Source organism: Duganella aceris (assembly GCF_011090165.1).
Taxonomy (GTDB): Bacteria; Pseudomonadota; Gammaproteobacteria; order Burkholderiales; family Burkholderiaceae_D; genus Rugamonas; species Rugamonas aceris.
This window is the reverse complement of record NZ_JAADJT010000008.1, coordinates 41,644-67,632: the sequence shown is the minus strand read 5'-3', so window position 1 is coordinate 67,632 and position 25,989 is coordinate 41,644. Positions and strand designations below refer to the sequence as shown.

30 protein-coding genes are annotated in these 25,989 nt (G+C 63.6%); 13 read left to right on the top strand and 17 right to left on the bottom strand.

What is annotated here, in order from left to right; translation table 11 throughout:
- Window positions 1–77: 77 nt before the first annotated feature.
- From ctaD to GW587_RS17910, 3 genes are all read right to left on the bottom strand, one after another.
- Complete coding sequence (gene ctaD / locus GW587_RS17920) at window positions 78–1,673, bottom strand: cytochrome c oxidase subunit I (RefSeq protein ID WP_166105726.1); 1,596 nt, start codon at window positions 1,671–1,673, stop codon at window positions 78–80.
- A gap of 15 nt (window positions 1,674–1,688) precedes the next feature.
- Window positions 1,689–2,906 (bottom strand): cytochrome c oxidase subunit II, encoded by a 1,218-nt coding sequence (coxB, locus tag GW587_RS17915; protein WP_166105724.1) that lies wholly within the window; start codon window positions 2,904–2,906, stop codon window positions 1,689–1,691.
- A gap of 414 nt (window positions 2,907–3,320) precedes the next feature.
- Window positions 3,321–4,250 (bottom strand): methyltransferase domain-containing protein, encoded by a 930-nt coding sequence (locus tag GW587_RS17910; protein ID WP_166105722.1) that lies wholly within the window; start codon window positions 4,248–4,250, stop codon window positions 3,321–3,323.
- 94 nt (window positions 4,251–4,344) lie between these two features.
- Between GW587_RS17910 and GW587_RS31870 the strand changes: the two genes are divergently transcribed.
- The 4 genes from GW587_RS31870 (at window position 4,345) to GW587_RS17885 (ending at window position 6,950) form a co-directional block, all read left to right on the top strand.
- A complete protein-coding gene (locus GW587_RS31870) occupies window positions 4,345–5,367 on the top strand; it encodes a ComFC family protein (protein ID WP_371875612.1) in 1,023 nt (340 codons plus the stop codon).
- 34 nt (window positions 5,368–5,401) lie between these two features.
- Complete coding sequence (gene trmL / locus GW587_RS17895) at window positions 5,402–5,872, top strand: tRNA (uridine(34)/cytosine(34)/5-carboxymethylaminomethyluridine(34)-2'-O)-methyltransferase TrmL (protein ID WP_166105720.1); 471 nt, start codon at window positions 5,402–5,404, stop codon at window positions 5,870–5,872.
- Window positions 5,873–5,954: 82 nt separating this feature from the next.
- Window positions 5,955–6,185, top strand: coding sequence for a hypothetical protein (locus GW587_RS17890; RefSeq protein ID WP_166105718.1), 231 nt, complete (start codon window positions 5,955–5,957; stop codon window positions 6,183–6,185).
- 486 nt (window positions 6,186–6,671) lie between these two features.
- Complete coding sequence (locus GW587_RS17885) at window positions 6,672–6,950, top strand: DUF4242 domain-containing protein (RefSeq protein WP_166105717.1); 279 nt, start codon at window positions 6,672–6,674, stop codon at window positions 6,948–6,950.
- An 8-nt stretch (window positions 6,951–6,958) separates the two neighbouring features.
- On the opposite strand, the gene GW587_RS17880 is transcribed toward GW587_RS17885, so the two are convergent.
- The 9 genes from GW587_RS17880 to GW587_RS17840 all read right to left on the bottom strand — a co-directional run bounded on the left by GW587_RS17880 (window position 6,959) and on the right by GW587_RS17840 (window position 13,928).
- Complete coding sequence (locus GW587_RS17880; protein WP_166105715.1) at window positions 6,959–7,264, bottom strand: cytochrome C oxidase subunit IV family protein; 306 nt, start codon at window positions 7,262–7,264, stop codon at window positions 6,959–6,961.
- Window positions 7,265–7,273: 9 nt separating this feature from the next.
- Window positions 7,274–7,933, bottom strand: a complete 660-nt coding sequence (locus GW587_RS17875) for a heme-copper oxidase subunit III family protein (protein WP_166105713.1) — start codon at window positions 7,931–7,933, stop codon at window positions 7,274–7,276.
- Window positions 7,934–7,944: 11 nt separating this feature from the next.
- A complete protein-coding gene (locus GW587_RS17870) occupies window positions 7,945–8,481 on the bottom strand; it encodes a cytochrome c oxidase subunit 3 family protein (protein WP_229259523.1) in 537 nt (178 codons plus the stop codon).
- Window positions 8,478–10,229, bottom strand: coding sequence for a cytochrome c oxidase subunit I (locus GW587_RS17865; RefSeq protein ID WP_166105712.1), 1,752 nt, complete (start codon window positions 10,227–10,229; stop codon window positions 8,478–8,480). The genes GW587_RS17870 and GW587_RS17865 overlap by 4 nt, the downstream gene beginning before the upstream one ends.
- A gap of 12 nt (window positions 10,230–10,241) precedes the next feature.
- Window positions 10,242–11,321, bottom strand: a complete 1,080-nt coding sequence (locus tag GW587_RS17860) for a cytochrome c oxidase subunit II (protein WP_166105710.1) — start codon at window positions 11,319–11,321, stop codon at window positions 10,242–10,244.
- A 14-nt stretch (window positions 11,322–11,335) separates the two neighbouring features.
- Window positions 11,336–11,839, bottom strand: coding sequence for a hypothetical protein (locus GW587_RS17855; RefSeq protein ID WP_166105708.1), 504 nt, complete (start codon window positions 11,837–11,839; stop codon window positions 11,336–11,338).
- A 116-nt stretch (window positions 11,840–11,955) separates the two neighbouring features.
- The gene (locus tag GW587_RS17850) at window positions 11,956–12,246 is read right to left on the bottom strand and encodes a hypothetical protein (protein ID WP_166105707.1); all 291 of its coding nucleotides are present in this window, start codon (window positions 12,244–12,246) and stop codon (window positions 11,956–11,958) included.
- Entirely contained in the window at window positions 12,243–12,728 is a 486-nt protein-coding gene (rfaE2, locus tag GW587_RS17845) for a D-glycero-beta-D-manno-heptose 1-phosphate adenylyltransferase (protein WP_166105705.1), read from the bottom strand. Before rfaE2 ends, GW587_RS17850 begins: the two co-directional genes overlap by 4 nt.
- A 15-nt stretch (window positions 12,729–12,743) precedes the next feature.
- On the bottom strand, window positions 12,744–13,928 hold the full coding sequence (locus GW587_RS17840; protein WP_166105703.1) for a PilT/PilU family type 4a pilus ATPase: 1,185 nt from the start codon (window positions 13,926–13,928) through the stop codon (window positions 12,744–12,746).
- Window positions 13,929–14,037: 109 nt separating this feature from the next.
- Here GW587_RS17840 and GW587_RS17835 point away from each other — a divergent pair, with 109 nt between their 5' ends.
- The 3 genes from GW587_RS17835 (at window position 14,038) to GW587_RS17825 (ending at window position 16,345) form a co-directional block, all read left to right on the top strand.
- Window positions 14,038–14,976, top strand: a complete 939-nt coding sequence (locus GW587_RS17835) for a hydrogen peroxide-inducible genes activator (RefSeq protein WP_166105701.1) — start codon at window positions 14,038–14,040, stop codon at window positions 14,974–14,976.
- 80 nt (window positions 14,977–15,056) lie between these two features.
- Window positions 15,057–15,911, top strand: coding sequence for a 4-hydroxybenzoate octaprenyltransferase (gene ubiA / locus GW587_RS17830; protein WP_166105699.1), 855 nt, complete (start codon window positions 15,057–15,059; stop codon window positions 15,909–15,911).
- Between the two features lie 80 nt (window positions 15,912–15,991).
- A complete protein-coding gene (locus GW587_RS17825; protein ID WP_166105697.1) occupies window positions 15,992–16,345 on the top strand; it encodes an ElaB/YgaM/YqjD family protein in 354 nt (117 codons plus the stop codon).
- A gap of 175 nt (window positions 16,346–16,520) precedes the next feature.
- On the opposite strand, the gene GW587_RS17820 is transcribed toward GW587_RS17825, so the two are convergent.
- Both GW587_RS17820 and GW587_RS17815 read right to left on the bottom strand, forming a co-directional pair.
- On the bottom strand, window positions 16,521–16,811 hold the full coding sequence (locus tag GW587_RS17820) for a type II toxin-antitoxin system RelE/ParE family toxin (RefSeq protein WP_166105695.1): 291 nt from the start codon (window positions 16,809–16,811) through the stop codon (window positions 16,521–16,523).
- A complete protein-coding gene (locus GW587_RS17815; RefSeq protein WP_166105693.1) occupies window positions 16,808–17,035 on the bottom strand; it encodes an addiction module protein in 228 nt (75 codons plus the stop codon). The genes GW587_RS17820 and GW587_RS17815 overlap by 4 nt, the downstream gene beginning before the upstream one ends.
- A 133-nt stretch (window positions 17,036–17,168) precedes the next feature.
- Here GW587_RS17815 and GW587_RS17810 point away from each other — a divergent pair, with 133 nt between their 5' ends.
- Window positions 17,169–18,041: a cupin-like domain-containing protein gene (locus GW587_RS17810; protein WP_166105691.1), complete on the top strand. Its 873-nt coding sequence runs from the start codon at window positions 17,169–17,171 to the stop codon at window positions 18,039–18,041.
- On the opposite strand, the gene GW587_RS17805 is transcribed toward GW587_RS17810, so the two are convergent.
- Window positions 17,966–18,991 (bottom strand): GlxA family transcriptional regulator, encoded by a 1,026-nt coding sequence (locus tag GW587_RS17805; RefSeq protein ID WP_166105690.1) that lies wholly within the window; start codon window positions 18,989–18,991, stop codon window positions 17,966–17,968. The genes GW587_RS17810 and GW587_RS17805 overlap by 76 nt on opposite strands.
- Window positions 18,992–19,106: 115 nt before the next feature.
- On the opposite strand from GW587_RS17805, the gene GW587_RS17800 reads away from it, so the two are divergent.
- Both GW587_RS17800 and GW587_RS17795 read left to right on the top strand, forming a co-directional pair.
- On the top strand, window positions 19,107–20,366 hold the full coding sequence (locus tag GW587_RS17800; protein WP_166105687.1) for a parallel beta-helix domain-containing protein: 1,260 nt from the start codon (window positions 19,107–19,109) through the stop codon (window positions 20,364–20,366).
- A 22-nt stretch (window positions 20,367–20,388) separates the two neighbouring features.
- A complete protein-coding gene (locus tag GW587_RS17795; protein ID WP_229259521.1) occupies window positions 20,389–21,543 on the top strand; it encodes an SO2930 family diheme c-type cytochrome in 1,155 nt (384 codons plus the stop codon).
- On the opposite strand, the gene proC is transcribed toward GW587_RS17795, so the two are convergent.
- Window positions 21,540–22,364, bottom strand: a complete 825-nt coding sequence (gene proC / locus GW587_RS17790; protein WP_166105686.1) for a pyrroline-5-carboxylate reductase — start codon at window positions 22,362–22,364, stop codon at window positions 21,540–21,542. The two genes, GW587_RS17795 and proC, sit on opposite strands and share 4 nt — an antisense overlap.
- An 8-nt stretch (window positions 22,365–22,372) precedes the next feature.
- Window positions 22,373–23,071 (bottom strand): YggS family pyridoxal phosphate-dependent enzyme, encoded by a 699-nt coding sequence (locus GW587_RS17785; protein ID WP_166105684.1) that lies wholly within the window; start codon window positions 23,069–23,071, stop codon window positions 22,373–22,375.
- A 60-nt stretch (window positions 23,072–23,131) separates the two neighbouring features.
- Here GW587_RS17785 and GW587_RS17780 point away from each other — a divergent pair, with 60 nt between their 5' ends.
- The 3 genes from GW587_RS17780 to GW587_RS17770 all read left to right on the top strand — a co-directional run bounded on the left by GW587_RS17780 (window position 23,132) and on the right by GW587_RS17770 (window position 25,929).
- Window positions 23,132–24,175 carry a type IV pilus twitching motility protein PilT gene (locus tag GW587_RS17780; protein ID WP_166105682.1) on the top strand — a complete coding sequence of 348 codons (1,044 nt, stop codon included), beginning with the start codon at window positions 23,132–23,134 and terminating at the stop codon, window positions 24,173–24,175.
- 129 nt (window positions 24,176–24,304) lie between these two features.
- Window positions 24,305–25,441 carry a PilT/PilU family type 4a pilus ATPase gene (locus GW587_RS17775; RefSeq protein ID WP_166105680.1) on the top strand — a complete coding sequence of 379 codons (1,137 nt, stop codon included), beginning with the start codon at window positions 24,305–24,307 and terminating at the stop codon, window positions 25,439–25,441.
- Complete coding sequence (locus tag GW587_RS17770; RefSeq protein WP_166105679.1) at window positions 25,441–25,929, top strand: glutathione peroxidase; 489 nt, start codon at window positions 25,441–25,443, stop codon at window positions 25,927–25,929. The genes GW587_RS17775 and GW587_RS17770 overlap by 1 nt, the downstream gene beginning before the upstream one ends.
- The last annotated feature ends 60 nt before the right edge of the window (window positions 25,930–25,989 follow it).

Sequence of the window (25,989 nt, the reverse complement as noted above, 5' to 3'; positions counted from 1 at the left end):
GGCGAAGAAGAACAGCACCAGCCCGCCCAGCAACAGGGCGGTCTTGAGGTTGTTCGGTTTCTTTTGTTCGGCCATGGTTATTTGAACTGCGGTGGCGTTTCAAAGGTGTGGAACGGCGCCGGCGACGGCACGGTCCACTCCAGCCCTTCGGCGCCTTCCCATGGCTTGGCTTCCGCCTTCTTGCCGCCGCGAATGGTCGGCAGCACCACGCAGAACAGGAAGAACACTTGCGACAGGCCGAAACCGAAGGCGCCGATGGTGGCGACCATGTTGTAGTCGGTGAACTGCGCCGAGTAGTCGGCGTAGCGGCGCGGCATGCCGGCCAGCCCCAGGAAGTGCATCGGGAAGAAGGTGACGTTGAAGCTGATCAGCGACAGCCAGAAGTGGGTCTTGCCCATGGTTTCGTTGTACATGTGGCCGGTCCATTTCGGCGACCAGTAGTAGAAGCCGGCGAACAGCGCGAACAGCGAGCCGGCCACCAGCACGTAGTGGAAGTGGGCGACCACGTAATACGTATCTTGCAGCTGGATGTCGATCGGGGTCACGGCCAGGATCAGGCCGGTGAAACCGCCGATGGTGAACACGAAGATGAAGCCGACCGAGAACAGCATCGGGGTTTCAAAGGTCATCGAGCCCTTCCACATGGTGGCGATCCAGTTGAACACTTTGACGCCGGTCGGCACCGCGATCAGCATGGTGGCGTACATGAAGAACAGCTGCGAGGTCACCGGCATGCCGGTGGTGAACATGTGGTGGGCCCAGACGATGAACGACAGGATCGCGATCGAGGCGGTGGCGTACACCATCGAGGCGTAGCCGAACAGCTGCTTGCGGGCGAAGGCCGGCAGGATCTGCGAGACGATGCCGAACGCCGGCAGAATCATGATGTACACCTCGGGGTGGCCGAAGAACCAGAAGATGTGCTGGTACATGACCGGGTCGCCGCCGGCGGCCGCGTTAAAGAAGGTGGTGCCGAAGTGGCGGTCGGTCAGCGTCATGGTGATGGCGCCGGCCAGCACCGGCATCACGGCGATCAGCAGGTAGGCGGTGATCAGCCAGGTCCAGCAGAACATCGGCATGCGCATCAGCGTCATGCCCGGCGCGCGCATGTTGAGGATGGTGACGATGATGTTGATCGAGCCCATGATCGACGAGGCGCCCATCAGGTGCATGGCGAAGATCGCCATGTCCATGCCCGGTCCCATCTGGGTCGACAGCGGCGCGTACAGCGTCCAGCCGGCGGCGGTGGCGCCGCCCGGCACCAGGAACGAGGTCGCCAGCAGCAGCGCGGCCGGCGGCAGCAGCCAGAACGAGAAGTTGTTCATGCGGGCGAACGCCATGTCGGAGGCGCCGATCTGCAGCGGGATCATCCAGTTGGCGAAGCCGACGAAGGCCGGCATGATGGCGCCGAACACCATCACCAGGCCGTGCATGGTGGTCAGCTGGTTGAAGAACTCCGGCTGGAAGAACTGCAGGCCGGGCTGGAACAGCTCGGTGCGGATCATCAGCGCCAGCACGCCGCCGGACAGCAGCATGACGAAGGCGAACCACAGGTACAGCGTACCGATGTCTTTATGGTTGGTGGCGAACAGCCAGCGCGACAATCCATGCGGATGGTCGTGCGCATGGTCATGGGCGTGATCGTGTGCGTGATCCAGGGTGCTTGTGCTCATTTGTAACGCTCCTGATTACTTACGTGCAGCCACAACTTCGGCTGGTTGAACGATGTTTTCGGCGGCCTTGTTCGACCAGCTGTTACGGGTATAGGTGATGACGGCGGCGATGTCGGTGTCCGACAGCTGTTTCCAGCCCGGCATCTCGGCGGAGTACTTGCCGCTCTTCTTGCCGTGCAGCAGAACGTTGATCTGTTCGGCTTTGGGGCCATTGACCACTTCGGAGCCGTCCAGCGGCGCGAACGCGCCCGGTACGCCCTTGCCGTTGGCCTGGTGGCAGACCACGCAATTGGTGGTGTAGACTTTTTCGCCCTTGGTTTTCAGCTCGTCGATGGTCCAGGTCTTGTTCGGATCGTCGGCCAGCGCGGCCATTTCCTTTTTCTTGCCGTCGACCCAGGCGGTGTACTCGGCGTCGGTGACGACCTTGACCACGATCGGCATGAACGCGTGTTCCTTGCCGCACAGCTCGGAGCAGTAGCCGCGATAGGTGCCGGTGTGTTCGGCGCGGAACCAGGTGTCGCGCACGAAGCCGGGAATCGCATCCTGCTTGACGCCGAAGGCCGGGATCGACCACGAGTGGATCACGTCGTTGGCGGTGGTGACCACGCGGATTTTCTTCTTCACCGGCACCACGATCTCGTTGTCGACTTCCATCAGGTAGTTGTCGCCGCGCTTCTCGGTCGGCTCGAAGCCGGGCGCGCCCACTTGCGAACGCGGGGTCGACAGGTTGGACAGGAAGGAAATGCCCTCGCCCTCGCCCTTCAGGTAGTCGTAGCCCCACTTCCACTGCATGCCGGTGGCCTTGATGGTGATGTCGGCGTTGGAGGTGTCCTTCATGCCGACCACGGTGCGGGTGGCGGGCAGCGCCATGCCGATCACGATCAGGAACGGCACCACGGTCCAGGCGATTTCAACGGCGGTCGATTCGTGGAAGGTGGCCGGCTTGTGGCCCAGCGATTTGCGGTGCTTGAAGATGGAGTAGAACATCACGCCGAACACGGCGAAGAAGATGACCAGGCAGACGATCATCATCCAGTTGTGCAGGCTGTAGATTTCGGTCGCGATCTGCGTCGCTGGGGGTTGCAGGTTGATCTGGCCGGCGACGGGGCCGCCGGTGCCGCCGGTCGCTGCGGCATAGGTACCTGCTGCGGTGTCAGCTGCCCACGCTGGGATTCCGGCTGCCAGGATGGCCAGCCCGAGCATCAACGATTGAAGTCGCTTCGCATGTTTCATGTTTTCCCCAACCACCCAAGAAATTAAAAAATTTATTTTTTTAACGACTCCGGATTTCGGTGAACTGAACCGGCGCCGCTCCTTAAACAACTTCAGGCCCCATGCTGCCCGGTTTTTTCAACGCGGGCCGCTGCGGGACCTTGAGAACATCCGCGCCGCCCCTACATACTGCTCAGGAACAACGCCAACGCTCGATTCTGCTTAATTCAAATGCTCGTTCGTGCTCGTATTTGCCGACACCGCCTTCCACTCGCTGGTTTATAGCTGGCGAAATGACAGGCTGGCAAAATTAGTGAATGATTATATAGAACAACAACGACGAGCATCAAGAAATAATCCATTTCACAACTATTGTGTGTCGCCGGGCGCACTCAGCTTTACCACAGTGTGCAACGCACCATTTCCGCAAACCCGCTACTGGCGCGGCTTGCGGGGCAAATCGAAGCGGATGATGGCCTCGCCCTTGGACGTCACTTTCGGCGCCGGCCGGAAGGCGTGACCGTAGATCACCTCGAAACTCAGGCCCAGTTTGCCGTCGGGACGGCGTCCGCGCTCCAGCGCGGCCAGCATGCGGCGCCAGGCTTGCTTGCCCATCAGGCTGCGGCGCAGCGTCGACAGCGGATTGCCGCCCATGGCGCGCACGTCGGCCAGCAGCGCCTCGGGCGTGTCGTAGGTGACGGTGATGACTTCCATGTCCAGCACCGGGGTCGAGAATCCGACCTGCACCAGCTGGTCGCCGAAGTCGTGCATGTCGACGAAGGGCAGCACGTGCTCGGCCAGGTCGGCCTCGGCGAAGGCGGCGCGCAGTTCGCGGAAGGTGTCCGGGCCGAAGCACGAAAACATCAGCAGGCTGTTGACGCGCAGTACGCGGCGCCATTCGGCGAACACGCGGTGCGGCTGCGGGTGCCAATGCAGCGCCAGGTTGGACCAGACCAGGTCGACCGAGTTCGGCGCCAGCGGCAGATCGGAAAAATCGCCGCAGATCAGGTCGACGCCGGTCTTGGCCGGCAGCAGCTTGCTCAGCAACTGGTTCAGCGACGATTGCCTGGCCGCCGCCGGCCCCCGCGCCGCGCGGATCATCGGCTCGGCGGCGTCCAGGCCCAGGATCTGGGCGGCCGGATAGGATTTTTGCAGCGGCGCCAGGTCGGCGCCGACGCCGCAGCCGGCATCCAGCACGCGCTGCGGGGCGATTTTGATCAATTCCAGCCGGTCGAACATGCGCGAGGAGATTTCGCGGCGCAGGAAATCGGCGGCGGCGATCCGGTCGGGACGGGAAAACAGGCGGCGCACGCGTTCCAGGTCGATCGGGGCGCTCAATTTGGGGGGATTTGCGGGGACTTCCATAGTACGGTCTGGTGAAATGCGATAATGTCGGCAGTGTACATGGTTGAACGCGAACGCGACGCCGACCGCCGCGTTTTTTGGCCGGGAGCGTGGCATGAATGGCAAGCTGGCTGGGTATGCAAGACGCGGCGCGATGGCCGTTTCCGCGCACGGCGCGCTGCGCGGCGTGTTGCACGCGAGCGGCGCGGCGCTGTTGCGCGGCCTGCTGCCGGCGTCCTGCGCCCTGTGCGGCCAGCTGCACAGGGCGCAGGACGCCGGCGACAGCGACGAGCTGTTGTGCGCCGGCTGCGCCGCCCAGTTTTTCGGCAGCCAGCGCGACGCTGCGCCCCGCTGTCCCCGCTGCGCCAACCCGCTGCCGGGCGCGGTGACGGGCTCGCCGGCCGCCGCAGCTTCGCCGCTGGTCGCCGCCGCCGCCGGATCGCCGCCTGCCACCGGATCGTCGCCTGCCACCGGTTCGTCGCCTGCCACCGGTTCCTCGCTGGCCACCGGTTCGTCGCTGGCCGCCGCGACGGACTTGCCGGCCGCCGGTTCGCCGCTGGACAACGCCTTGGCGCTGCGCGGCGCGGTTGCAAGCCAGCTGTGCGGCGCATGCCGCGTCCATCCGCCGGCGTTCGACGTCACGCTGGTCGCGGCGGATTACGCGCTGCCGATCGACCAGCTGGTGCTGCAACTGAAATTCGGCCACAGGCTGGCGCTGGCGGCGCTGTTCGCCCGCCTGCTGCGCGACGCCGTGCTGCTGCAGCCCGGCTTCGTGCTGCCCGCCCTGCTCTGCCCGGTGCCGCTGGGCCCGCGCCGGCTGGCCGAACGCGGCTACAACCAGTCGCTGGAAATCGCCAAACCGCTGGCGCGCGGACTTGGCGTCGCACTGCATCCGCGCCTGATCAGCCGGGTACGCGAAACGGCGGCGCAAAGCAGCGTCGCGCCGGAGCTGCGCCAGCAAAACATCGCCGGCGCCTTCGCCATCGCGGATCCGGCGCTGGTGCAGGGCCGCCACATCGGCGTCGTCGACGACGTCATGACCAGCGGCCGCACCCTGAACGAACTGGCGGCAACATTGAAGCGCCACGGCGCCGCGCGCGTGAGCAACCTGGTGTTCGCCCGCACGCCGCCGCATTGAACGCATTGAATACATTCATCTGAGGAGAATCGCCTTGTTCCACGTCGTCCTGGTCCACCCGGAAATCCCGCCCAACACCGGCAACGTCATCCGCCTGTGCGCCAACACCGGCGCCCAGCTGCATCTGATCGAACCGCTGGGCTTCCCGCTGGAGGACTCGAAACTCAAACGCGCCGGCCTCGACTACCACGAGTACGCCAAGATGAAAGTGCACGCCGACTGGCAAGCCTTCCTGACCGAGCTGCAACCGGACCCGGCGCGCATGTTCGCGATGACCACGCACGGCTCGTCGCCGTTCGCGCAAGCCAGCTTCCAGCCGGGCGACGTGTTCGTGTTCGGCTCCGAGACCAGCGGCCTGCCTCCGGCATTGCGCGAAAATTTCCCGCCGGCGCAACGCATCCGCCTGCCGATGCGTCCCGACAACCGCAGCCTGAACCTGTCCAACACCGTCGCCGTGGTGGTGTTCGAAGCCTGGCGCCAGAACGGCTACGACGGCGGCGCCTGAAAGATGCGATGCCTGTGCTAATTTTTTAAGTCGGTGGTAATGTATAGACCATAGCGGTGCAGTGAGAGCATTGGAGTAAATTATGGATATGACAGCAAAAGCAAAAAAATTGGGCTTGACGTCGCGTCGAAATAATAAGAAGCCACCAACTTCCGATTCAATGCAACCCGCCAAATCCAAAGCCCAACTGAGGACGGAACGCCTGGCGATGCACCACAAGGCAGTAAGAATGATTGCAGGCCTGTGGAAGGATCGCGAAGGCGGCCCTGTAGACGGCGTTGAGTACCAAACTCAGATACGTGAAACATGGTAATCGACAAACCAGTCATCATCGATACCAACATTTGGATCGATGCGCTGGGTGGGGTTCCTGACGCAGTCTCTGTGCTTGAAAGCCATGTCGATTCAAGCTGACTGCGGCGTTCAACAAGAATCCGACCAGCGGCCACGGACATGGAAGAAAGCGTCTGCCTGACTCGATTATCGCCGCGACTGCTTCATCACCGGTCGAACGGTACTCACTCGCAACTCCCAAGACTTCAAGATGGTCACTCATCACACACCTTATCAAGGCCAGTGGATTAAGACCGAGGACTCAAGCGGGAAAACGGTCAGACGCTGGGTATCGACCTCGGTCGTCTAAACCTGAACTTCGCTAGCACCGTCTCTGTCGTCGTGTTCGAAGCCTGGCGCCAGAACGGTTACGCCGGCGGCGGCTGAGCTGTCGCTTTCGGCATGATTGCAATCGCGATCATTTGCACTAGACTGCAACGATACCTACCGGTCCAAGGAGAACATCATGCCGAAGTTTGTCATCGAGCGCGAGATACCCGGCGCGGGTATCCTGGCCGCCGCCGAATTGCAGGCGATTTCGCAAAAATCCTGCGATGTGTTGAATGAACTGGGTCCGAGCATTCAATGGATCCACAGCTACGTCACCGACGACAAGGTCTACTGCATCTATCAAGCCCCGGACGAAGCGACCGTGCGGCGCCACGCGGAGCTGGGCGGCTTCCCCGCCAACAGCATCGCGCGCGTGCGCACCATCATCGATCCCAGCACCGCCGAACAGGCGTAAGGCTGAGGTCAGCGGAAATATTCCATCCGGGTCAGGAAGGTGTAGTCCGACTCCATCCACATCAGCCAGGCCAGCACCAGCAGGCAGGCCGGCGGCGCCAGGATCGCGTACATCAAGGCCGCGCGCTCCCAGCGTAGGTGCATGAACACCGCCACGATCAGGCCGGCCTTGGCCATCATCAGCAGCAGGATCAGCGTCCAGCGCAGATAGCCGTGCAGGTGGAACAGGTCGACCATGTACGACAGCGCGCTCAGCACAAACAGCAGCAGCCACACTTTCAGATACAAGCCGATCGGATGCTGTTGCTGTTCCATGACGCCCTCCTACCACAGATAAAACAGCGCGAAGATGAAGACCCACACCAGGTCGACGAAGTGCCAGTACAAGCCGGCGATCTCGACGATGTCGTAATTGCCGTCCTGTTCGTAATAACCGCGCCGCACCCGCGCCGCGACGATCGACAGGTAAATCACGCCGGCCGTCACGTGCAGGCCGTGGAAGCCGGTGATCATGAAGAAACACGCGCCGAACTGGGCCGCGCCCTCCGGGTTGCCCCACGGCCGCACGCCCTCCGCGATCAGCTTGCTCCACTCGAAGGCCTGCATGCAGACGAAGGTCGCCCCCAGCGCCGCGGTCGCCAGCATCAGCCGCGCGCAGACGGCGCGTTCGCGGCGGTAGGCGTAGTTGACCGCCATCGCCATCGTGCCGCTGCTGGTGATCAGGATGAAGGTCATGATCGCGATCAGGATCAGCGGCAGCTTGGCGCCGCCGATCGTCAGCGCGAACACCTCGCTGGGATTGGGCCAGCCGGCGGTCGCCGCGATGCGCACCGACATGTAGCCGGTCAGGAAGCTGCCGAAGATGAAGGTGTCGCTGAGCAGGAAGATCCACATCATCGCCTTGCCCCACGGCACGCGGAACGCCTCGCGGTCGCCGGCCCAGTCGGCCACCATGCCGGACCAGCCAGCGGGTATCTTGTCCATCGCCGCCTCCGTCAGAACGCGTCGCACACTTGCCGCACCAGTTCCGGCGTCACGCGGAACAGCAGGCCGAACATCGCCAGCCACAGCACCAGCATGAAGTGCCAATAGCGCGCGCACAGCTGCACCATGCTGCGGCTGCGCCGCGCCCCGGCGGCCACCACCAGTCCGCCCGCCACATGCAGTGCGTGCAAGCCGGTGATCAGGTAAAAGAAGCTGTTGGCCGGATTGGCGCCCAGCGCGAAATCCGCCGCGCGCCACGCCCACAGCTGCGACGCCAGGAACGCCAGCGACAACACGCAACCCCAGCCGACCGCGCCGCGCCGCCACGCCACGCCGGCCGCCGCCAGCAAGGCGGTGCTGAGCCACAATTGCCACGGCACGAACGGCAGCGGCCGCCAATCGGGCAAGCCCATGCGCATCACATACGCACAGCTGAACAGGAAGAACAGCATGCCCACCACGCCCATGAACACCCACAGGCCGGTGCGCCGGTTGGCCGCGTTGTCGTCCGCCTGGTCCGGCACCAGATACAACGATGTGCTCATCATTTCCCTCCTCCGCCCGGCAAGGGCGCCAAGCCGGCCGGCGCACCGCGCGCCTGCTCCGGCGGACTGTTCTGCGGCAGATAATCGCTGTCGCCATCCTGGATGCCGTATTCGTAGGCGCCGCGATACACCACCGGCGTTTCCTCGCCCCAGTTGCCGTGGCCCGGCGGGGTGTGCGGCGTGAACCATTCCAGGCTGGCCGCGTCCCACGGGTTGCCGCCGGCCGCCTCGCCGCGAAACGCGCTCCACGCCAGGTTGAGCAGGAACAGGAACTGCATCGCGCCGACGAACAGCGCGACAATGCTGATGAACTCGTTCAGCGTATGCGCCGATTCCGGAATGAAGGCGTAGTTGTCGTACGCATAGTAGCGGCGCGGCATGCCCAGCAAGCCGAGATAATGCATCGGAAAGAAGATCAGGTAGGCGCCGAGGAAGGTGATCCAGAAATGCAGCTTGCCCAGCAGCGGATCGTACATGCGCCCGGTGACCTTGGGGAACCAGTGATACAGGCCGCCGAACACCGCCAGCACCGGCGACACTCCCATCACCATATGAAAATGCGCCACCACAAAGTACGTGTTCGACAAGGGGATGTCCACGCTGACATTGCCGAGGAACAGTCCGGTCAAGCCGCCGATGACGAAGGTGCTGATGAAGCCGACCGCGAACAGCATCGGCACCGTCAGATGAATGTCGCCGCGCCACAGCGTCAGCGTCCAGTTGTAGACCTTGAGCGCGGTGGGCACGGCGATGATCAGCGTGGTGGTGGCGAAGAAGAAGCCGAAATACGGATGCATGCCGCTGACGTACATATGATGCGCCCACACCACGAAGCTCAGGCCGCCGATGCCGACGATGGCCCACACCATCATGCGGTAGCCGAAGATGCGCTTGCGCGCGTGCACGCTGATCAGGTCGGAGATGATGCCGAACGCCGGCAGCGCCACGATGTACACCTCCGGATGGCCGAAGAACCAGAACAGGTGCTGGAACAGCAGCGGACTGCCGCCCTGGTGGTTCAGGTGCTGCCCCATCGAGACGATGGCCGGCATGAAGAAGCTGGTGCCGAGCGTCTTGTCGAACAACATCATCACGCCGCTGACGAACAACGCCGGGAAGGCCAGCAACGCCAGCACGGTGGCGGTGAAGATGCCCCACACCGTCAGCGGCATGCGCATCAAGGTCATGCCGCGCGTGCGCGCCTGCAACACCGTGGTCACATAGTTCAAGCCGCCCATGGTGGCGGCGACGATGAACACCACCAGCGACACCAGCATGGTGATGATGCCCCACTGCATACCCGGCGTGCCCGGCAGGATCGCCTGCGGCGGATACAGCGTCCAGCCGGCGCCGGTCGGCCCGCCCGGCACGAAGAAGCTGGCCAGCAGGATCAGCACCGCCAGCAGGTAGCACCAGTAGCTGAGCATGTTCAGGAACGGAAACACCATGTCGCGCGCGCCGACCATCAGCGGGATCAGGTAATTGCCGAAGCCGCCGAGGAACAGCGCGGTCAGCAGGTAGACCACCATGATCATGCCGTGCATGGTGATGTACTGGTAATAGACGCTGGCGTCGATGAAGCTGAACTTGCCCGGGAAGCCCAGCTGCAAGCGCATCAGGTCGGACAGCACCAGCCCCACCAGGCCAACCACGATGGCGGTGATGGTGTACTGGATGGCGATCACCTTGTGGTCCTGGCTCCACACGTAACGGGTCCAGAAACTCTGCTCATGCGCGCTGCCGTAGCTCATGCCGTCCTCCGCTCACAGCTTCTTGATGTAATCCACCAGCGCCGCCAGGTCGGCCGCGTTGAACTGTTGCTCCGGCATGATCGGCGCAAAACCCTTGACGATGTGCGCCTTCGGATTGTTGATCGACTCGCGCAGATAGGCGTCGTCGACCTTGATCGCGCTGCCGTCGCTCATGATCTCGTTCTTGCCGTACAAGCCCTTCCAGGTCGGACCGGCGCTGGCGCTGCCGTCGATGCTGTGGCAGGCGACGCAGCCGCGCGACTGCGCCAGCAGCCGTCCCTGCCGGCCCGGCTCGGGCGGCGCCGCCAGCGTCGCGGCGAAGGTCGGCTGCGCCGCCAGCCAGCGCGCATAGTCGGCCGCCTCGTCCACCACCACATAACTGCGCATATTGAAATGCCCGATGCCGCACAACTGCGCGCACATCACCTCGTAGCGGCCGATGGCGGTCGGCGTGAACCAGAACGAGGTCACCATGCCCGGCACCATGTTCATCCGGGTGCGGAACTGCGGCACGTAAAAATCATGCAGCACGTCCTGCGCGCGCAGCATCACCCGCACCGGCCGCTGCAGCGGCACATGGATTTCCTGCCCGTCGACCAGCAGGTCGTCCTGCCCGTCCGGATCGGCCGGGTTGATGCCGAAGCGGTTGCTGTTGCCGATGAAGCGCACGTCGGTGCTGCCCAGCTTGCCGTCCTTGCCCGGCAGCCGGTAATGCCATTGCCATTGCTGCCCCATGACCTCGAACAGCATCGCGTTCGGCGGCGGACTGATCAGCTTGGCGTACACCGACAAGCCCGGCGCCAGCATGGCGATGATGCCGATGCTGGTGGCGATCACCAGCGACCACTCCAGCTTGCTGCTGCCGTGGTCGGCGGACGCGCGCACGCCGTCGCGATGCCGGAACCTGACCACCGCATAGGCGACGAACAGGTTGATGACCACGAAGGCGACGCCGGTGATGACGAACGTCAGCAACAGCGCATCGTCCATCTGTTGCCAGTTGGAGGCGATGGGCGTCAGCCACCACGGACTCATGTAATGAAATTCGAGCGCGGCGACAACGATCAGGATCAATGCCAGTGCTAGCACCATGTCGGGATCCGGGTTCAGCGCGGCCTGGCCGGCCTTTCGAGCTTCAGGTAAATGAAGGCCGCCGCCATCCCGAAGATGACATGGGCAATCGCGGTGGGCCAGCTACGCAGTTCGACAAACCATACGTAGACCCCGGTCATGCCATAAAAGTTCAGCACATATAGCAGCAGGCCGAACAGCGCGCCCGCCGTCAGCGCCATGGCGCTGCTCGAGTCGAGATTGAACGGCGCCATGATCGCCGCCAGCAGCACGCCGAACACCACCCCCAGCGCGTAGTGCACCAGCAACGCGACCACCAGCACGGTCAGGCTGTAGCCGCTGGTCTGCAGCACCTCGCCGCTCATCGCCATCGCCGCGATCAGGCGCGAGGTCAGCCACGGATCGCCGCCGGCGATGAAGGCCGACCACGCCAGTTCCAGCAGCATCAGCACGCCGCCCGCGCCGAAGCCCGCCACCGCGGCGGCGGCCCAGTCGGGCACGCGCGCCTGCCAATGATGTGATTGCAGATGCAGCTCCATGATCGCCTCCCAAAGAGTCCCGCAGGGTATTCAGTCTAGGAGTTTTTTTTGCGCGCCGCCAGCGCGCACGAATGGAAAACGACAGGATCTTGATGGCTGTCGCGGCCGGGCTTTGATTATCGGCGTTTGCTGCTCAGCAGTTGATACAGCCAGACGAACAGCGCGCCGCAGGCGCCGGCGCACACGGTCGAGCCGGCCAGCAGCGCGGCCGGTTGACGCAAGCCCAGCAGATCGGCGGTGAACGCCAGCGCCACCGCGACGATCAGCTGCGCCGGATATAAATAGCGCAGTTGGCGGAACGCGCCGGCGTCGCCGCGCCGCCAGTAGCGCAGCGCGACCATGAAGGCCGGCCCCCACAAGACGCCGAGGAACACCAGCGTCGCGACCAGGATCAGCAGTATCCTCATGCGGGACGCTGCGCGCGCACCTTGGTCAGCAGTTTGGTGGTCGAGCGGTCGTGCTCGAAATCGATGGCGATCGCCTGGCCGCCGTAGGCCAGCACCGCCTTGCCTTCCGGGATCGCGTCCATCTGGTAGTCGCCGCCCTTGGCGTAGATTTCCGGGCGCGCCTGCTGCACCACTTCCAGCGCGGTGTCCTCGTCGAAGTCGACCACCAGGCTCACCGATTCCAGCGCGGCCAGCACCGCCATGCGGTCGGCGCACTGGTTCAGCGGCCGGTCGTCGCCCTTGCCCAACCGCTTGACCGAGGCGTCGGTGTTGGCGGCCACCACCAGCGAGGCGCCGAGCGCGCGCGCCTGCGCCAGATAGGTGACATGGCCGCGATGCAGGATGTCGAACACGCCGTTGGTCAGCACCACCGGCTTGGGCAGCGCGGCCACGCGCGCGGCCAGTTGTTCACGGGTGCAGAGCTTGTCTTCAAATTGAGGCATGGCGGTCTTTTCGGTTTATTTGGATTGTTCGTCTTCGGCTTCGTCGTCGATCTGCATGCTGAGCGCATCGGAAGCCGAGCCGGCGGTATCGCCCGGCTCGCGGCGGTCGCCGCGCAGTTTGATCTGCAGCCGCAGGCCGTTGGCCGAGTCGGCGTTGCGGATCGCCTCTTCGTAGGCGATGTAGCCCTTATTATAAAGTTCGTACAGCGCCTGGTCGAAGGTGCACATGCCCAGCTCGCGCGACTTGTGCATGATTTCCTTGATCGCCTGGAAATTGCCCTTGAAGATCATCTCGGCGATGGTCGGCGTGTTCAGCAGGATCTCGATCGCCGCCTTGCGGCCCTTGCCGTCCTCGGTGCGCACCAGCCGCTGCGAGACGATGGCGCGCAGGTTCGACGACAGGTCCATCAGCAGCTGGTTGCGCCGCTCCTCCGGGAAGAAGTTGATGATGCGGTCCATGGTCTGGTTGGAGTTGTTCGCGTGCAGCGTGCCCAGGCACAGGTGACCGGTCTCGGCGAACGCGATCGCGTGCTCCATGGTTTCGGTGTCGCGGATCTCGCCGATCAGGATCACGTCGGGCGCCTGGCGCAGCGTGTTCTTCAGCGCGTTGTGCCACGACAGCGTGTCGACGCCGACTTCGCGGTGGGTGATCAGGCAGCCCTTGTTCTTGTGCACGTACTCGACCGGATCCTCGACCGTGATGATGTGGCCGGCCGAGTTGGCGTTGCGGTAATCGATCATCGCCGCCAGCGTGGTCGACTTGCCGGAGCCGGTGCCGCCCACCACCAGCACCAGTCCGCGCTTGGTCATGATCACTTCCTTCAGCACCTCGGGCAGGTCGAGCTTTTCGAAGTTGGGGATTTCCGAGGCGATGGTGCGGATCACCATCGCCACGTTCTGCTGCTGCACGTAGACGTTGACGCGGAAACGGCACACGTCGGGCAGCGAGATGGCGAAGTTGCATTCCAGCTCAGTCTCGAACTCGCGTTTCTGCTTGTCGTTCATGATCGACAGCGCCAGCGCCCGCGTCACCGCACCGGTCAGCTTCTGCTGGCTCAGCGGCTTCATCGCGCCCTGCGACTTCATACTGGGCGGAAAATCGGCGGAAATGAACAAATCCGAACCGCCGGTGTGGTGCATCACCTTCAGCAGCTTGTGCAGGTAGGCTTGCGCTTCTTCGGGACCAAAAGTGGAGGACATACGCGCCTTTCGTTGGATATGCCGCATTATATCGACATCATTCCGCTACAATAGCTCAACTTGGTCCACAATTATTGCATCCCAGCATCGCCTGTGTTCAAATACATTCATGACTCTGACCGAACTGAAATACATCGTCGCCGTTGCTAGAGCGAAACACTTCGGGCACGCGGCCGAAGCCTGTTACGTCGCGCAGCCGACGCTGTCGGTCGCCATCAAGAAACTTGAGGACGAGCTGGGCGTGGTCTTGTTCGAACGGGGCGGCGCCGAAATCTCGGTCACGCCGCTGGGCGCGCAGATCGTCGCCCAGGCCGAGCGCGTGCTGGAGCAGACCGCCGCCATCAAGGAACTCGCCAAACAGAACAAGGATCCGCTGGCCGGCCCGTTGCGGCTGGGCGTGATCTACACCATCGGCCCGTATCTGCTGCCGCCGCTGGTCAAGGGCATGATAGCCAAAGTGCCGCAAATGCCGCTGATTCTGCAGGAAAACTTCACCGTGCGGCTGCTGGAGATGCTGCGCCAGGGCGAGCTCGACGCCGCCATCATGGCGCTGCCGCTGCCGGAACACGGCATGGCGATGCAAGTCCTGTACGACGAACCGTTCGTGGTCGCGATGCCGGCCCAGCATCCGTGGACCAAGCGCCAGAGCATCGCCGCCGACGACCTGAAGACCGAAAACATGCTGTTGCTCGGCAACGGCCACTGCTTCCGCGACCAGGTGCTGGAAGTCTGCCCGGAAATGGCGCGCTTCTCGGCGCCGGGCAACGGCATGCAGCGCACTTTCGAAGGTTCGTCGCTGGAAACCATCCGCCACATGGTCGCCAGCGGCATCGGCTTGACCGTGCTGCCGCGCGCCTCGGTGCCGGACATGGATCCCAAGGAAGGCATGCTGCAATTCCGCCCGTTCGACGCGCCGGTGCCGTCGCGCCGGGTGGTGATCCTGTGGCGCAAGAGCTTCACCCGCAAGGCCGCCATCGACGCCGTGTGCGAGGTGGTCTCGGCCTGCAACCTGCCCGGCATCACCACGCTCTGCGCCAGCGACGCCTGACCGGCGCCGTGCCGACGCCGCCGCACGGGCCGGCGCAGGATTTGCGATAATCCCCTCTTTCCTTCTACGCGACGCATCCCATGAACAAGCTGGCGCTCTATTTTCGCCTGGTCAGGCTGGACAAACCGATCGGCACCGTGCTGCTGCTGTGGCCGACGTTGAGCGCCATGTGGCTGGCCTCGAACGGCGTGCCGGACTGGAAGCTGCTGCTGATCTTCTCGCTGGGGACGCTGCTGATGCGCTCGGCCGGCTGCGCCATCAACGACTATGCCGACCAGGACATCGACAAATTCGTCAAGCGCACCGAACAGCGTCCGATCACCAGCGGCCGCGTCAGCGGCAAGGAAGCGCTGGCGATCGCCGCCGTGCTGGCGATTCTGGCGTTCTGCCTGATCCTGCCGCTGAATACGCTGACCAAGCAGATGTCGATCGCCGCCGTGGTCATCGCCGGCACCTATCCGTACTTCAAGCGCTTCTTCGCGATTCCGCAAGCGTATCTCGGCATCGCCTTCGGCTTCGGCATCCCGATGGCGTTCGCCGCGATCCAGGGCACGGTGCCGCTGCTGGCCTGGGTGCTGTTGATCAGCAACGTGTTCTGGACCCTGGCCTACGACACCGAATACGCCATGGTCGACCGCGACGACGATCTGAAGATCGGCATCCGCACCTCGGCCATCACCTTCGGCCGCTACGACGTCGCGATCGTCATGTTCTGCTACGCCATGCATTTGACCTTGCTGCTGCTGTGCGGCTGGCAGCAGGGGCTGCGTCTCTGGTTCGTCGCCGGACTGGCGGTGGCGGCCGGGATCGCCGTCTACCACTACACGCTGATCCGCAACCGCGAGCGCGACGCCTGCTTCTACGCCTTCCGCCACAACAACTGGCTGGGCGCGGCGGTGTTCGCCGGGGTGGCGCTGGACTACGCTCTGCGCTAGCACAATTGAGCGCGCGCAAAGCGGGGGCATGAGGGATACTTACACTAACTAACCTTCATCCCCAACCAGAGGACCTCATCATGGATCACACGCAACAGAATGGCAAAGACGAGATCGCCGGCAGCCAGGCCGCCAGCGGCGCCGCGCGCGACAAGCTGATGGATGAATTAAAGAACGCCATCGGCGAAGCGGAGACCTGGCTCAAGGACGCGGCCTCGCAGGAAAGCATCGTCCCGTCGGAGACGCGGGCGCGCTTCGACGACACGCTGCGCACCGCCCGGATCGACCTGCGCAAGCTGGAGGACAGCATCATCGGCCGCAGCCGCGACGCCGCCAAAGCCACCGACGCATACGTCCACGAAAACCCATGGAAAGCCGTCAGCCTCGGCGCAGCGGTAGGCATTATCGTCGGCATGCTGATCTCACGGAAATAACCCACATTTTTCGCGCGTCCGATATCGATTGTCGACATCATGAAAATCAGCGACTTCATCCATCGTTTTCCCACAGCACGCGGTACCGCCGAGATGGCATTTGCCGATCTACCCATCCTCCAAGACGAGTCGCATCATGGGACACGTGGCTAAGAAAAATTCAACGCGAATAAGCTTAGGGAACTACGGAAGCCTGATTTCTTCGAACGTGCAGTACAGCCACGACAAGCAGCCGATCTGCGCTTAGTCGAAAATAAATCAGGTAGGGAAAGCGCTTCAAAGGAATTCGACGAATGTCTTTGTGAAAGTAAGGACATTGAAGTGGATGGGTAGCGGCAAGCGAGGTTCGACGCTTCACCTCAGCTAAAAACTCGCTGCCGAGCCCTTTTCGTTTCTGCTCATACCAACGCGCGGCGTCGGCGATGTGGCCGCTTGCGGCGGTGGTGAATGTGACGGGGAGCGTCATTGCCGCATGCGGGCAAGCGCGGCGGCTTCCACTTCATCCCAACTTAAAACATGATCCGCGTTCGCCTCATGCTCCGCGAGCAGCTGATCCAATTCAGCTTTGTGCGCCTCTGTCGGCAGAGATGCCGCATCGTCGTGAACGATGCCGTCCCAGATTGCTTCCACTAGTGCGAGCTGATCCTCGACCGTCAACTCAGCTACTTGATGCAGTAAATCATCTTTCATGATGTACTCCTTTGAGTTCGCCAGTCTACCATTACGCCTCCGATATGACGTCGCAGCTCGGCGGTCGCTTGACCGTGCTCATAGCGTTAAATGGTAAACTGCCCGATGGTAATAAGAAGATAGTTAAAGCACGATGTCAAAAGAGAAAAGTACGGCGCCGCGATTGCCGCCTCGGTTGTCGCCGGAGGAGGTTGTCGCCAAGAAGCAGGCGCGCGAGGAGCGGGATGCGCTGGTGCGCGGCGTCAGCTCCATCCATGAAATGCGCGACGCGATCAAGCTCGCCGCGCGCGATCTTCCCGCCATTTCCGAAGTACCGCGCCTCGGTCTGCTCGACGCCGCCGCCTTCCGCGCCCGCGCCGCGCATGGCCTGCCCTTCCTGACCAGCGGCCTGGTCAAGCGCTGGCCGCTGACCTCGCTCACGCCGCAAACGCTGCGCGAACGCTACAGCCACCTGCAAGTCCGCGCCCGCGTCGGCGATTACATCAACACCGCCTTCGCCCCCGACCGCGCGATGCAGGACATGTCGATGCTGGAGTATCTTGAACTGGCCGACTCCGGCCGGCACGACCTGCCGCCCTACCTCGGCAACCTGGAGCTACGCGAACTGAACAGCCTGTGCCACTGGCCCACCTGGTTCGACAAGATGGGCCCGCCCCGCTTCTGGATCGGCCCGGCCGGCACGGTGACGCCGCTGCATTGCGACTACGACGACAATATCTTCGCGCAGATCTGGGGCACCAAGCGCATCTTCCTGTCGCCGCCGCACCACGATGAATTCCTGTATCCGCGCGAAGCCAACGCCATCCTGTTCGGCTCGCCGTTCGATCCCGAGGCGCCGGACTTCGCGCAATTCCCGCTGGCCCGCCAGGCGACGATGATCGAAGTCATCGTCCATCCAGGCGACATGCTGTACGTGCCGGCCGGCTGGTATCACCAGGTGCGCGCGCTGACTTTCTCGCTGTCCTCCAACCGCTGGGCCAGGGCGCTGCCGTTGGCGCTGCGGTAGGCGGTCGGCGTCGTCCCCAGCAATTGATCGAAGGCGCGCCGCAGCGTGACTTCGTTGCGGAAGCCTGACTGCTGCGCCACTTCCAGAATCGACATGCCCGGCCGCGCCAGCAGATCCTTGGCGTACTCGGCGCGGCAGCGGGCGATGTAGCTGTGCGGCGCCATCCCCACCGCCTGCTGGAAGCGCCTTGAAAAATTCCGCAGGCTCATCGCCGAACACCGCGCCGCCTCCTCCACCGAAATCTCCCGCTTGAAATGCCGTTCGATGAACTCCTGCGCCTGCTTGATGCGCTGGTCCGCGTGCTGCTTGTGCGCCGCGTTCTTCAGCGCCATCCGCTCATAGGTCGGATGCCGCACCGAGTTGGTGTAGCGCGAGAACTTGCGCGCCGCACCGTCGCCGACGAATTGCCCGACCAGGTAGGCGCAGGCGTCGATGCAGGGATTGATCGAGGCGGCGCTGAGGATGCGGCCGTCGATCACCAGCGGCGCCTCCGGCGTGAAACGGATCTGCGGATAGTGCCGCGCGAACACCCGCTGGTCCGACGGATTGCCGGTGACTTCGTGGCCGTCGAGCAGGCCGGTCTCGGCCAGCAGCCGCACGCCGCTGGCCATGCTCAGCAAGGTGGCGCCGTTGTCGTAGGCGTCGATCAGCCAGCGCCGCAGACGCGGCGTTATCGTCTTGCGCTGCTCATCGGCGAAAAAGAACGGCGGCACCACCACGATGTCCGACCCGGCCGCCTCGTCCAGCGTGGCTTCCGGCAGCAGCGCCGGTCCGGTGAAACTGCGCACCGGACGCTTGCCGCGCGCCGCCAGCCGCACCTCGAACAAGGCCGACGCCTTCAGGTCGGCATTGCGCGCGTGCAGCGTGCCGGCGACGGCGAACGCCTCCTTGACCAGCATCGCCAGCCCGGCCCAGCAGTTGTCATCGATATACACGGCGACCTTGATCATGCGGCCGATAGTAGCAGTAATTTTGGCCGAAATTCGATGTTATAAAACAACAAGTGAAAGATATACTCAATCTTGCCAGACACTCTACATAAAATAAAAATGAGGGGACAAGTACATGTACAAGGCAATAAAAACGATGGCGGTATGCGGCACCGTCTGCGCCCTGCTGGGCGCCTGCGGCAGGACCGAGGCGCCGGTGACGCGGGAGAAATACGCCGCCGACGCCGCGTTCCAGAAGAAACTCCAGGAGCAATTGCTGGACGCTAAACCCGGCAGCGTGGTCGAGATTCCGGCCGGCACCTATCACCTGACCTCGGGCCTGACGCTGCGCGGCGACGGCGTCACCATCCGTGGCGCCGGCATGGAGCAGACCGTGCTGTCGTTCAAGAACCAGATCACCGGACCGGAAGGCATGCTGGTCTATGGCAACAACTTCACCATCGAAGGCCTGACCATCGAGGATTCCAAGGGCGACGGGCTGAAGATCAACGACGGCGACCACGTCACCATCCGCAAGGTCAAGGTGCAATGGACCGGCGGCTCCAAGGTCAGCAACGGCGCCTACGGCATCTACCCGGTCAAGACCAGGAACGTGCTGATCGAGGACTGCGTGGCGCTCGCCGCCTCCGACGCCGGCATCTATGTCGGCCAGTCCAACGGCGTGGTGGTGCGCCGCTCGCGCGCCGAGGCCAACGTGGCCGGCATCGAGATCGAGAACACCATCAACGCCGACGTCTACGACAACGTCGCCACCAACAATACCGGCGGCATCCTGGTGTTCAACATGCCCAACCTGTCGCAGCCGGGGCACAGCACCCGCGTCTACCAGAACAAGGTGGAGAAGAACAACCTCGGCAACTTCGCCGCCAAGGGCACGGCGGTGGCGAGCGTGCCGGCCGGGTCCGGCATCATCATCAATTCCAACTCCAAGGTGGAGATTTTCGACAACGACGTCGCCGACAACAAGACCGCCAACGTCATCATCTCCAGCTACCACTCGACCGGCTACTTCACCGAAAAAGGCGTGGCGGCGAACTACGATCCGTATCCGAAGGCGATCTACGTCTACGGCAACCGCTTCAAGGGCGGCGGTGATTCGCCGGACGGCCTCGACCTGAAGGCGCTGAAGATCGCGATGTACGGCATCAGCGGCCACCTGCCGGACGTGCTGTGGGACGGCTATGTCGACACCAAGCTGATGGTCAAGGGACAGCTGCCGGCCGAGCAGCGCATCTGTATCCAGGACGGCGTCGAAGTGCTGAACGCCGACGGGCCGAACAAATACAAGAATCCGAGCAAGGATGCGGCGCCGTTCCGCTGCGCGCTGGCCAAGCTGCCGCCCGTGACGATCGCCCAGCTGGCCGCGCAAACCTGAACGTCTTGAAAAGGTAGTTCCGATGATGTCGTCAACCGCTTACCGTCCGCTGCGGGCGGCGGCCATGTTCGCGTGCGTGCTCGCCCTGGCGGCGTGCACGCAGCGCCCGGCCCCAGTCACCTTTATCGCCGAAGGCAATCCCGAGAAACTCAGCGACTGGCATCTGATGGCCGTCGCCGGCGGCCGTCTCAAACTCAACAAGGAGGTGGTGCCCTACGAGCTGAACACGCCGCTGTTCTCCGACTACGCGCAGAAGTTGCGCACGATCTGGATGCCGAAAGGTCACGGCGCCGTCTACAACGGCGAGACCGCGTTCGATTTCCCGGTCGGCACCATCATCAGCAAGACCTTCTACTTTCCCAAGGCCGCCGGCACCGACCGCGCGGTGCTGGCCACCTACGACAGCAGCAAGAACGGCGGCGACAAGCTGGACCTGGCCACCGTGCGCCTGATCGAAACCCGCCTGCTGGTGCGGCGTGCCGACGGCTGGATCGCCCTGCCCTATGTGTGGAACGCGGACCAGACCGAGGCGGTGCTGGCGCGCACCGGCGACCAGGTGCCGCTCAAGGTCATCCATGAGGACAAGTCGGTCAAGCCGCTGACCTATGTGGTGCCGAACGTAAATCAGTGCGCCTCCTGCCATGTGGCCGACGTCAAGTCGCGCAAGTTCGAGCCGATCGGAACCAAGGCGCGGCATATGAACCGCAGTTACGGGTATGAAGGAGTCAGCGTCAACCAGCTGGATTATCTGGCGCGCATCGGCTACCTGAGCGGTGCGCCGGCCGACGCCGCAAGGACCGCGCCGCGCAACGCCGACTGGCGCGATCCGTCGCAGCCATTGGACGCGCGCGCCCGCGCCTATCTGGACGTCAACTGCGCCCACTGCCACAACGACAAGGGCGCGGCCAACACCACGGCGCTACACCTGAATCTGGGCGCGCCGGCCGATCTGCATCTGGGCTTGTGCAAACCGCCGGTCGCCGCCGGCGCCGGCACCGGCGGCCACGGCTACGACATCGCCCCGGGCAAGCCGGACCAGTCGATCATGTTGTACCGTCTGATGTCGGCCGAGCCCGGCGTGATGATGCCGGAACTGGGGCGCGGATCGGTGCACAAGGAAGGCGTGGCGCTGATCCGCGCCTGGATCGCGGCGATGCAACAGGGCTGCGATGCCTAGTCCGCCGCGCCCAGCTCGTCGCCCATCTCCTTGCCGCGCCGGGCGGCGGCGTGCACCGCCTTGACGATCGCCGCCTTGACGCCGCCGACCTCCATGCTGGTCAGCGCGGCGTAGGTGGTGCCGCCCTTCGACGTGACGCGCTCGCGCAGCAGCGACACCGGCTCCACCGAGCGGGTCGCCAGTTGCGCCGCGCCGTTGAAGGTCGCCAGCGCCAGCTGCTTGCCCTGCTCCTCGCTCAAGCCCAGCTCGGCCGCCGCCTGCTGCATCGCCTCGATGAAGTAAAACACATAGGCCGGACCGCTGCCCGACACCGCCGTCACCGCATCGATCTTCGCCTCATCGTCCAGCCACACGGTGGCGCCGACCGCGCGCAGGATATCGTCGGCCAGCGCGCGCTGCTGCTCGCCGACGCCGGCCATCGCCACCATGCCGGTGACGCCGAGACCGATCAACGCCGGCGTATTCGGCATGCAGCGCACGATGGCGCCGTAGCCGCCCAGCCAGCGCGACAGGTCGGCGCCACGGATGCCGGCCGCGATCGACACGATCAGCGGCTGCCTGGCCGCGACCACGAACGGCGCCAGCTGCGCCGCCACTTCACGCATGCTCTGCGGCTTGACCGCCAGCACGATCACGTCGGCGGCCGACACCGGCGCATCGATCGCGTTGGCCGTGGTCACACCGAACTGCTTGTGCAGGCGCGCCAGCGCGTCCGCGTTGGGATCGACCACATGGATGTCGGCCCCCGGCGTCAGCTTGTTGGCCAGTCCCGCGATCAGCGCGGCGGCCATGTTGCCGCCTCCGATAAATGCAATCTTCATAATGTCCTTCAGGAATAGTGCCGTGATCCAAAAATAGCGCTGCCGACGCGCACGATGGTGGCGCCCTCGACCACCGCCGCGCGCAGGTCGGCCGACATGCCCATCGACAGCGTATCGAGCGCCAGGCCGTCGGCGCGCAGTTGCTCGTACAAACTCCGCAGCCGGGCGAAGGCCGCGCGCTGCTGCTCGAATTCCACGGCCGGCTCGGGGATCGCCATCAGGCCGCGCAGGGTCAGGTTGGGCAGCGCGGCGACCTTGTGGGCCAGCGCCGCCAGTTCCTCGGGGGCGACGCCGCTCTTGCTGGCCTCACCGCTGATGTTCACTTGCAGGCAGATCTGCAACGGCGCCATGCCGGCCGGCCGCTGCTCGGACAGGCGCTGCGCGATCTTTTCCCGCTCGACCGTGTGCACCCAAGAAAAGTGCTCGGCGATCGGACGGGTCTTGTTGCTCTGGATAGGACCGATGAAATGCCACTCCAGCGCCGGCGCACCGGCCTCCTGCAGGCTGCGGATCTTGTCCAGGCCCTCCTGGAGGTAATTCTCGCCGAAGGCGCGCTGGCCGGCCTCGACCGCCTCCAGCACCGCCTCCGGCCCGAAGGTCTTGGACACGGCCAGCAGTTGCACGGATTGTGGCGGACGGCCCGCTTCTTGGGCTGCGGCAACAATTGTCGCGGTGATTGCTTGCAAGTTTTGGGGGATCAGGGACATAATCATCGAGTAAAAAACATCAAAACAGCGTCTACCTCAACGCAGGCACAGGGATTATAAATGGACATCTCCGAACTTCTCGCATTCTCGGTCAAGAACAAGGCTTCGGACTTGCACCTGTCGGCAGGGTTGCCGCCGATGATACGGGTGCACGGCGACGTGCGCCGCATCAACCTGCCGCCGCTGGAGCACAAGGACGTGCACGGCATGATTTATGACATCATGAACGACGGCCAGCGCAAAGCCTACGAGGAGATGCTGGAGGTCGACTTCTCGTTCGCGATTCCCGGGCTGGCGCGTTTCCGCGTCAACGCCTTCAACCAGGAGCGCGGCGCGTCGGCGGTGCTGCGCACGATTCCGTCCAAGATACTCAGCCTGGAAGACCTGAACGCACCGAAGATCTTCGCCGACTTCGCGCTGAAGCCGCGCGGGCTGGTGCTGGTGACGGGCCCGACCGGCTCCGGCAAGTCGACCACCTTGGCGGCGATGGTCAACCACCTCAACGAAAGCGAGTACGGCCACATCCTGACGATCGAAGATCCGATCGAGTTCGTGCACGAATCGAAGAAATGCCTGATCAACCAGCGCGAAGTCGGACCGCACACGCTGTCGTTCAACAACGCGCTGCGTTCGGCGTTGCGCGAGGATCCGGACTGCATTTTGGTCGGCGAGCTGCGCGACCTGGAGACGATCCGCCTGGCCCTGTCGGCGGCGGAGACGGGCCACCTGGTGTTCGGCACGCTGCACACCTCGTCGGCGGCCAAGACCATCGACCGTATCGTCGACGTATTCCCGGCCGATGAAAAGGAGATGGTGCGGGCGATGCTGTCGGAATCGCTGCAGGCGGTGATTTCGCAGACGCTGCTGAAGACCAAGGATGGCGCCGGCCGCGTCGCCGCGCACGAGATCATGGTGGCGACGCCGGCGATCCGCAACCTGATCCGCGAAGCCAAGATCGCGCAGATGTATTCGGCGATCCAGACCGGCAGCAACGTCGGCATGCAGACGCTGGACCAGAACCTGACCGACCTGGTGCGGCGCAACGTCATCAGCGCCGGCGCCGCCCGCAGCGCCGCCAAGACGCCCGACAACTTCCCCGGCTGAGCCCGTGACCCAAAACTCCGGGGTCAGAGCTCAAATCTGGACACGGGCTCTACCTTAGCAGTCGCTACGGTAGAGCCCGTGTCCAGATTTGAGCTCTGACCCCGGAGTAGGACATTTCAAAGGAATCTCATGGAACGCGACCAGGCCTCCAAGTTCATGTTCGACCTGCTGCGGTTGATGACCGCCAAGAAGGGCTCGGACTTGTTCATCACCGCCGGCTTTCCGCCGGCTATCAAGATTGACGGAAAGATGACGCCGGTGTCGTCGCAGGTGCTGACCGCCGCCCATACCACCGACCTCGCCCGCTCCATCATGAACGACAAGCAGACCGCGTCGTTCGAACTGACCAAGGAGGCCAACTTCGCCATCAGTCCCGGCGACCTGGGCCGCTTCCGCGTGTCGGCGTTTGTGCAGATGAGCTCGGTCGGCATGGTGTTGCGCACCATCACCAGCGAAATCCCCAAGCTCGAAGACCTCGGCCTGCCCGAGGTGCTCAAGGATGTGGTCATGTCCAAGCGCGGCCTGGTGATCATGGTCGGCGCCACCGGCTCCGGCAAGTCGACCACGCTGGCGGCCATGGTCGGCTATCGCAACGAGCACAGCTACGGCCATATCATCACCATCGAGGATCCGGTCGAGTACGTCCATCCGCACAGGAATTGCATCGTCACCCAGCGCGAGGTCGGCGTCGACACCGACGATTGGGAAGTGGCGCTGAAGAACACGCTGCGCCAGGCGCCCGACGTGATCCAGATCGGCGAGATCCGCGACCGCCAGACCATGGACCACGCCATCGCCTTCGCCGAAACCGGCCACCTGTGCCTGGCCACGCTGCACGCCAACAGCGCCAACCAGGCGCTCGACCGCATCATCAACTTCTTCCCCGAGGAACGCCGCCAGCAGCTGCTGATGGACTTGTCGCTGAACCTGAAGGGCATGATTTCGCAGCGCCTGATTCCGAAGAAGGAGTCCAAGGGCCGCGCGGTGGCGATCGAGATCCTGCTGAACTCGCCGCTGATCTCCGACCTGATCTTCAAGGGCCAGGTGCACGAGATCAAGGAGCTGATGAAGAAATCGCGCGAGCTGGGCATGCAAACCTTCGACCAGTCGCTGTTCGAACTGCACGAGGCTGATATGATCACCTACGAGGACGCGCTGCGCAACGCCGACTCCGTCAACGATCTGCGCCTGGCCATCAAGCTCGAAGGCAAGGACGCCAAGAACCGGGATCTCTCGGCCGGAACCGAACATTTAGGAATCGTCTAATGGCAAACACTATCTTCGACATCAGCGCCGACAGCCTGTCGGGCCAGCCCGTCAATCTGAGCCAGTACCAGGGTCAGGTGCTGTTGATCGTCAATACCGCCAGCAAGTGCGGCTTCACCCCGCAGTACAAGGGGCTGGAGGCGGTCTACCAGCAGTTCAAGGACCAGGGCGTGACGGTGCTGGGCTTCCCCTGCAACCAGTTCGGCGCCCAGGAGCCGGGCCAGGCCGAGGAGATCGGCGCCTTCTGCGAGAAAAACTACGGCGTCACCTTCCCGCTGTTCGCCAAGATCGATGTCAACGGCGACCAGGCCCATCCGCTGTTCAAGCAACTCAAAAAGGATGCGCCCGGCATCCTCGGCACCGAGGCGATCAAGTGGAATTTCACCAAGTTCCTGATCCGCAAGGACGGCACCGTGTTCAACCGCTACGCCCCGGCCACCAAGCCGGAGGAACTCATCGCCGACATCGAAAAGTTGTTGGCCGAGTAAATATCTGAAAACGATTTCCAAAAGCCGTGCTTTGGCTTGACTTTTCGGTAATAATGCCCT

Excerpts from the sequence above, each read along its gene's own strand:
- ctaD (WP_166105726.1), bottom strand. The coding sequence starts at position 1,673 with ATGAGCACAAGCACCCTGGATCACGCACACGATCACGCCCATGACCAT.
- coxB (WP_166105724.1), bottom strand. The coding sequence starts at position 2,906 with ATGAAACATGCGAAGCGACTTCAATCGTTGATGCTCGGGCTGGCCATC.
- GW587_RS17910 (WP_166105722.1), bottom strand. The coding sequence starts at position 4,250 with ATGGAAGTCCCCGCAAATCCCCCCAAATTGAGCGCCCCGATCGACCTG.
- GW587_RS31870 (WP_371875612.1), top strand. The coding sequence starts at position 4,345 with ATGAATGGCAAGCTGGCTGGGTATGCAAGACGCGGCGCGATGGCCGTT.
- GW587_RS17890 (WP_166105718.1), top strand. The coding sequence starts at position 5,955 with ATGGATATGACAGCAAAAGCAAAAAAATTGGGCTTGACGTCGCGTCGA.
- GW587_RS17885 (WP_166105717.1), top strand. The coding sequence starts at position 6,672 with ATGCCGAAGTTTGTCATCGAGCGCGAGATACCCGGCGCGGGTATCCTG.
- GW587_RS17880 (WP_166105715.1), bottom strand. The coding sequence starts at position 7,264 with ATGGAACAGCAACAGCATCCGATCGGCTTGTATCTGAAAGTGTGGCTG.
- GW587_RS17875 (WP_166105713.1), bottom strand. The coding sequence starts at position 7,933 with ATGGACAAGATACCCGCTGGCTGGTCCGGCATGGTGGCCGACTGGGCC.
- GW587_RS17870 (WP_229259523.1), bottom strand. The coding sequence starts at position 8,481 with ATGATGAGCACATCGTTGTATCTGGTGCCGGACCAGGCGGACGACAAC.
- GW587_RS17865 (WP_166105712.1), bottom strand. The coding sequence starts at position 10,229 with ATGAGCTACGGCAGCGCGCATGAGCAGAGTTTCTGGACCCGTTACGTG.
- GW587_RS17860 (WP_166105710.1), bottom strand. The coding sequence starts at position 11,321 with ATGGTGCTAGCACTGGCATTGATCCTGATCGTTGTCGCCGCGCTCGAA.
- GW587_RS17855 (WP_166105708.1), bottom strand. The coding sequence starts at position 11,839 with ATGGAGCTGCATCTGCAATCACATCATTGGCAGGCGCGCGTGCCCGAC.
- GW587_RS17850 (WP_166105707.1), bottom strand. The coding sequence starts at position 12,246 with ATGAGGATACTGCTGATCCTGGTCGCGACGCTGGTGTTCCTCGGCGTC.
- rfaE2 (WP_166105705.1), bottom strand. The coding sequence starts at position 12,728 with ATGCCTCAATTTGAAGACAAGCTCTGCACCCGTGAACAACTGGCCGCG.
- GW587_RS17840 (WP_166105703.1), bottom strand. The coding sequence starts at position 13,928 with ATGTCCTCCACTTTTGGTCCCGAAGAAGCGCAAGCCTACCTGCACAAG.
- GW587_RS17835 (WP_166105701.1), top strand. The coding sequence starts at position 14,038 with ATGACTCTGACCGAACTGAAATACATCGTCGCCGTTGCTAGAGCGAAA.
- ubiA (WP_166105699.1), top strand. The coding sequence starts at position 15,057 with ATGAACAAGCTGGCGCTCTATTTTCGCCTGGTCAGGCTGGACAAACCG.
- GW587_RS17825 (WP_166105697.1), top strand. The coding sequence starts at position 15,992 with ATGGATCACACGCAACAGAATGGCAAAGACGAGATCGCCGGCAGCCAG.
- GW587_RS17820 (WP_166105695.1), bottom strand. The coding sequence starts at position 16,811 with ATGACGCTCCCCGTCACATTCACCACCGCCGCAAGCGGCCACATCGCC.
- GW587_RS17815 (WP_166105693.1), bottom strand. The coding sequence starts at position 17,035 with ATGAAAGATGATTTACTGCATCAAGTAGCTGAGTTGACGGTCGAGGAT.
- GW587_RS17810 (WP_166105691.1), top strand. The coding sequence starts at position 17,169 with ATGTCAAAAGAGAAAAGTACGGCGCCGCGATTGCCGCCTCGGTTGTCG.
- GW587_RS17805 (WP_166105690.1), bottom strand. The coding sequence starts at position 18,991 with ATGATCAAGGTCGCCGTGTATATCGATGACAACTGCTGGGCCGGGCTG.
- GW587_RS17800 (WP_166105687.1), top strand. The coding sequence starts at position 19,107 with ATGTACAAGGCAATAAAAACGATGGCGGTATGCGGCACCGTCTGCGCC.
- GW587_RS17795 (WP_229259521.1), top strand. The coding sequence starts at position 20,389 with ATGATGTCGTCAACCGCTTACCGTCCGCTGCGGGCGGCGGCCATGTTC.
- proC (WP_166105686.1), bottom strand. The coding sequence starts at position 22,364 with ATGAAGATTGCATTTATCGGAGGCGGCAACATGGCCGCCGCGCTGATC.
- GW587_RS17785 (WP_166105684.1), bottom strand. The coding sequence starts at position 23,071 with ATGTCCCTGATCCCCCAAAACTTGCAAGCAATCACCGCGACAATTGTT.
- GW587_RS17780 (WP_166105682.1), top strand. The coding sequence starts at position 23,132 with ATGGACATCTCCGAACTTCTCGCATTCTCGGTCAAGAACAAGGCTTCG.
- GW587_RS17775 (WP_166105680.1), top strand. The coding sequence starts at position 24,305 with ATGGAACGCGACCAGGCCTCCAAGTTCATGTTCGACCTGCTGCGGTTG.
- GW587_RS17770 (WP_166105679.1), top strand. The coding sequence starts at position 25,441 with ATGGCAAACACTATCTTCGACATCAGCGCCGACAGCCTGTCGGGCCAG.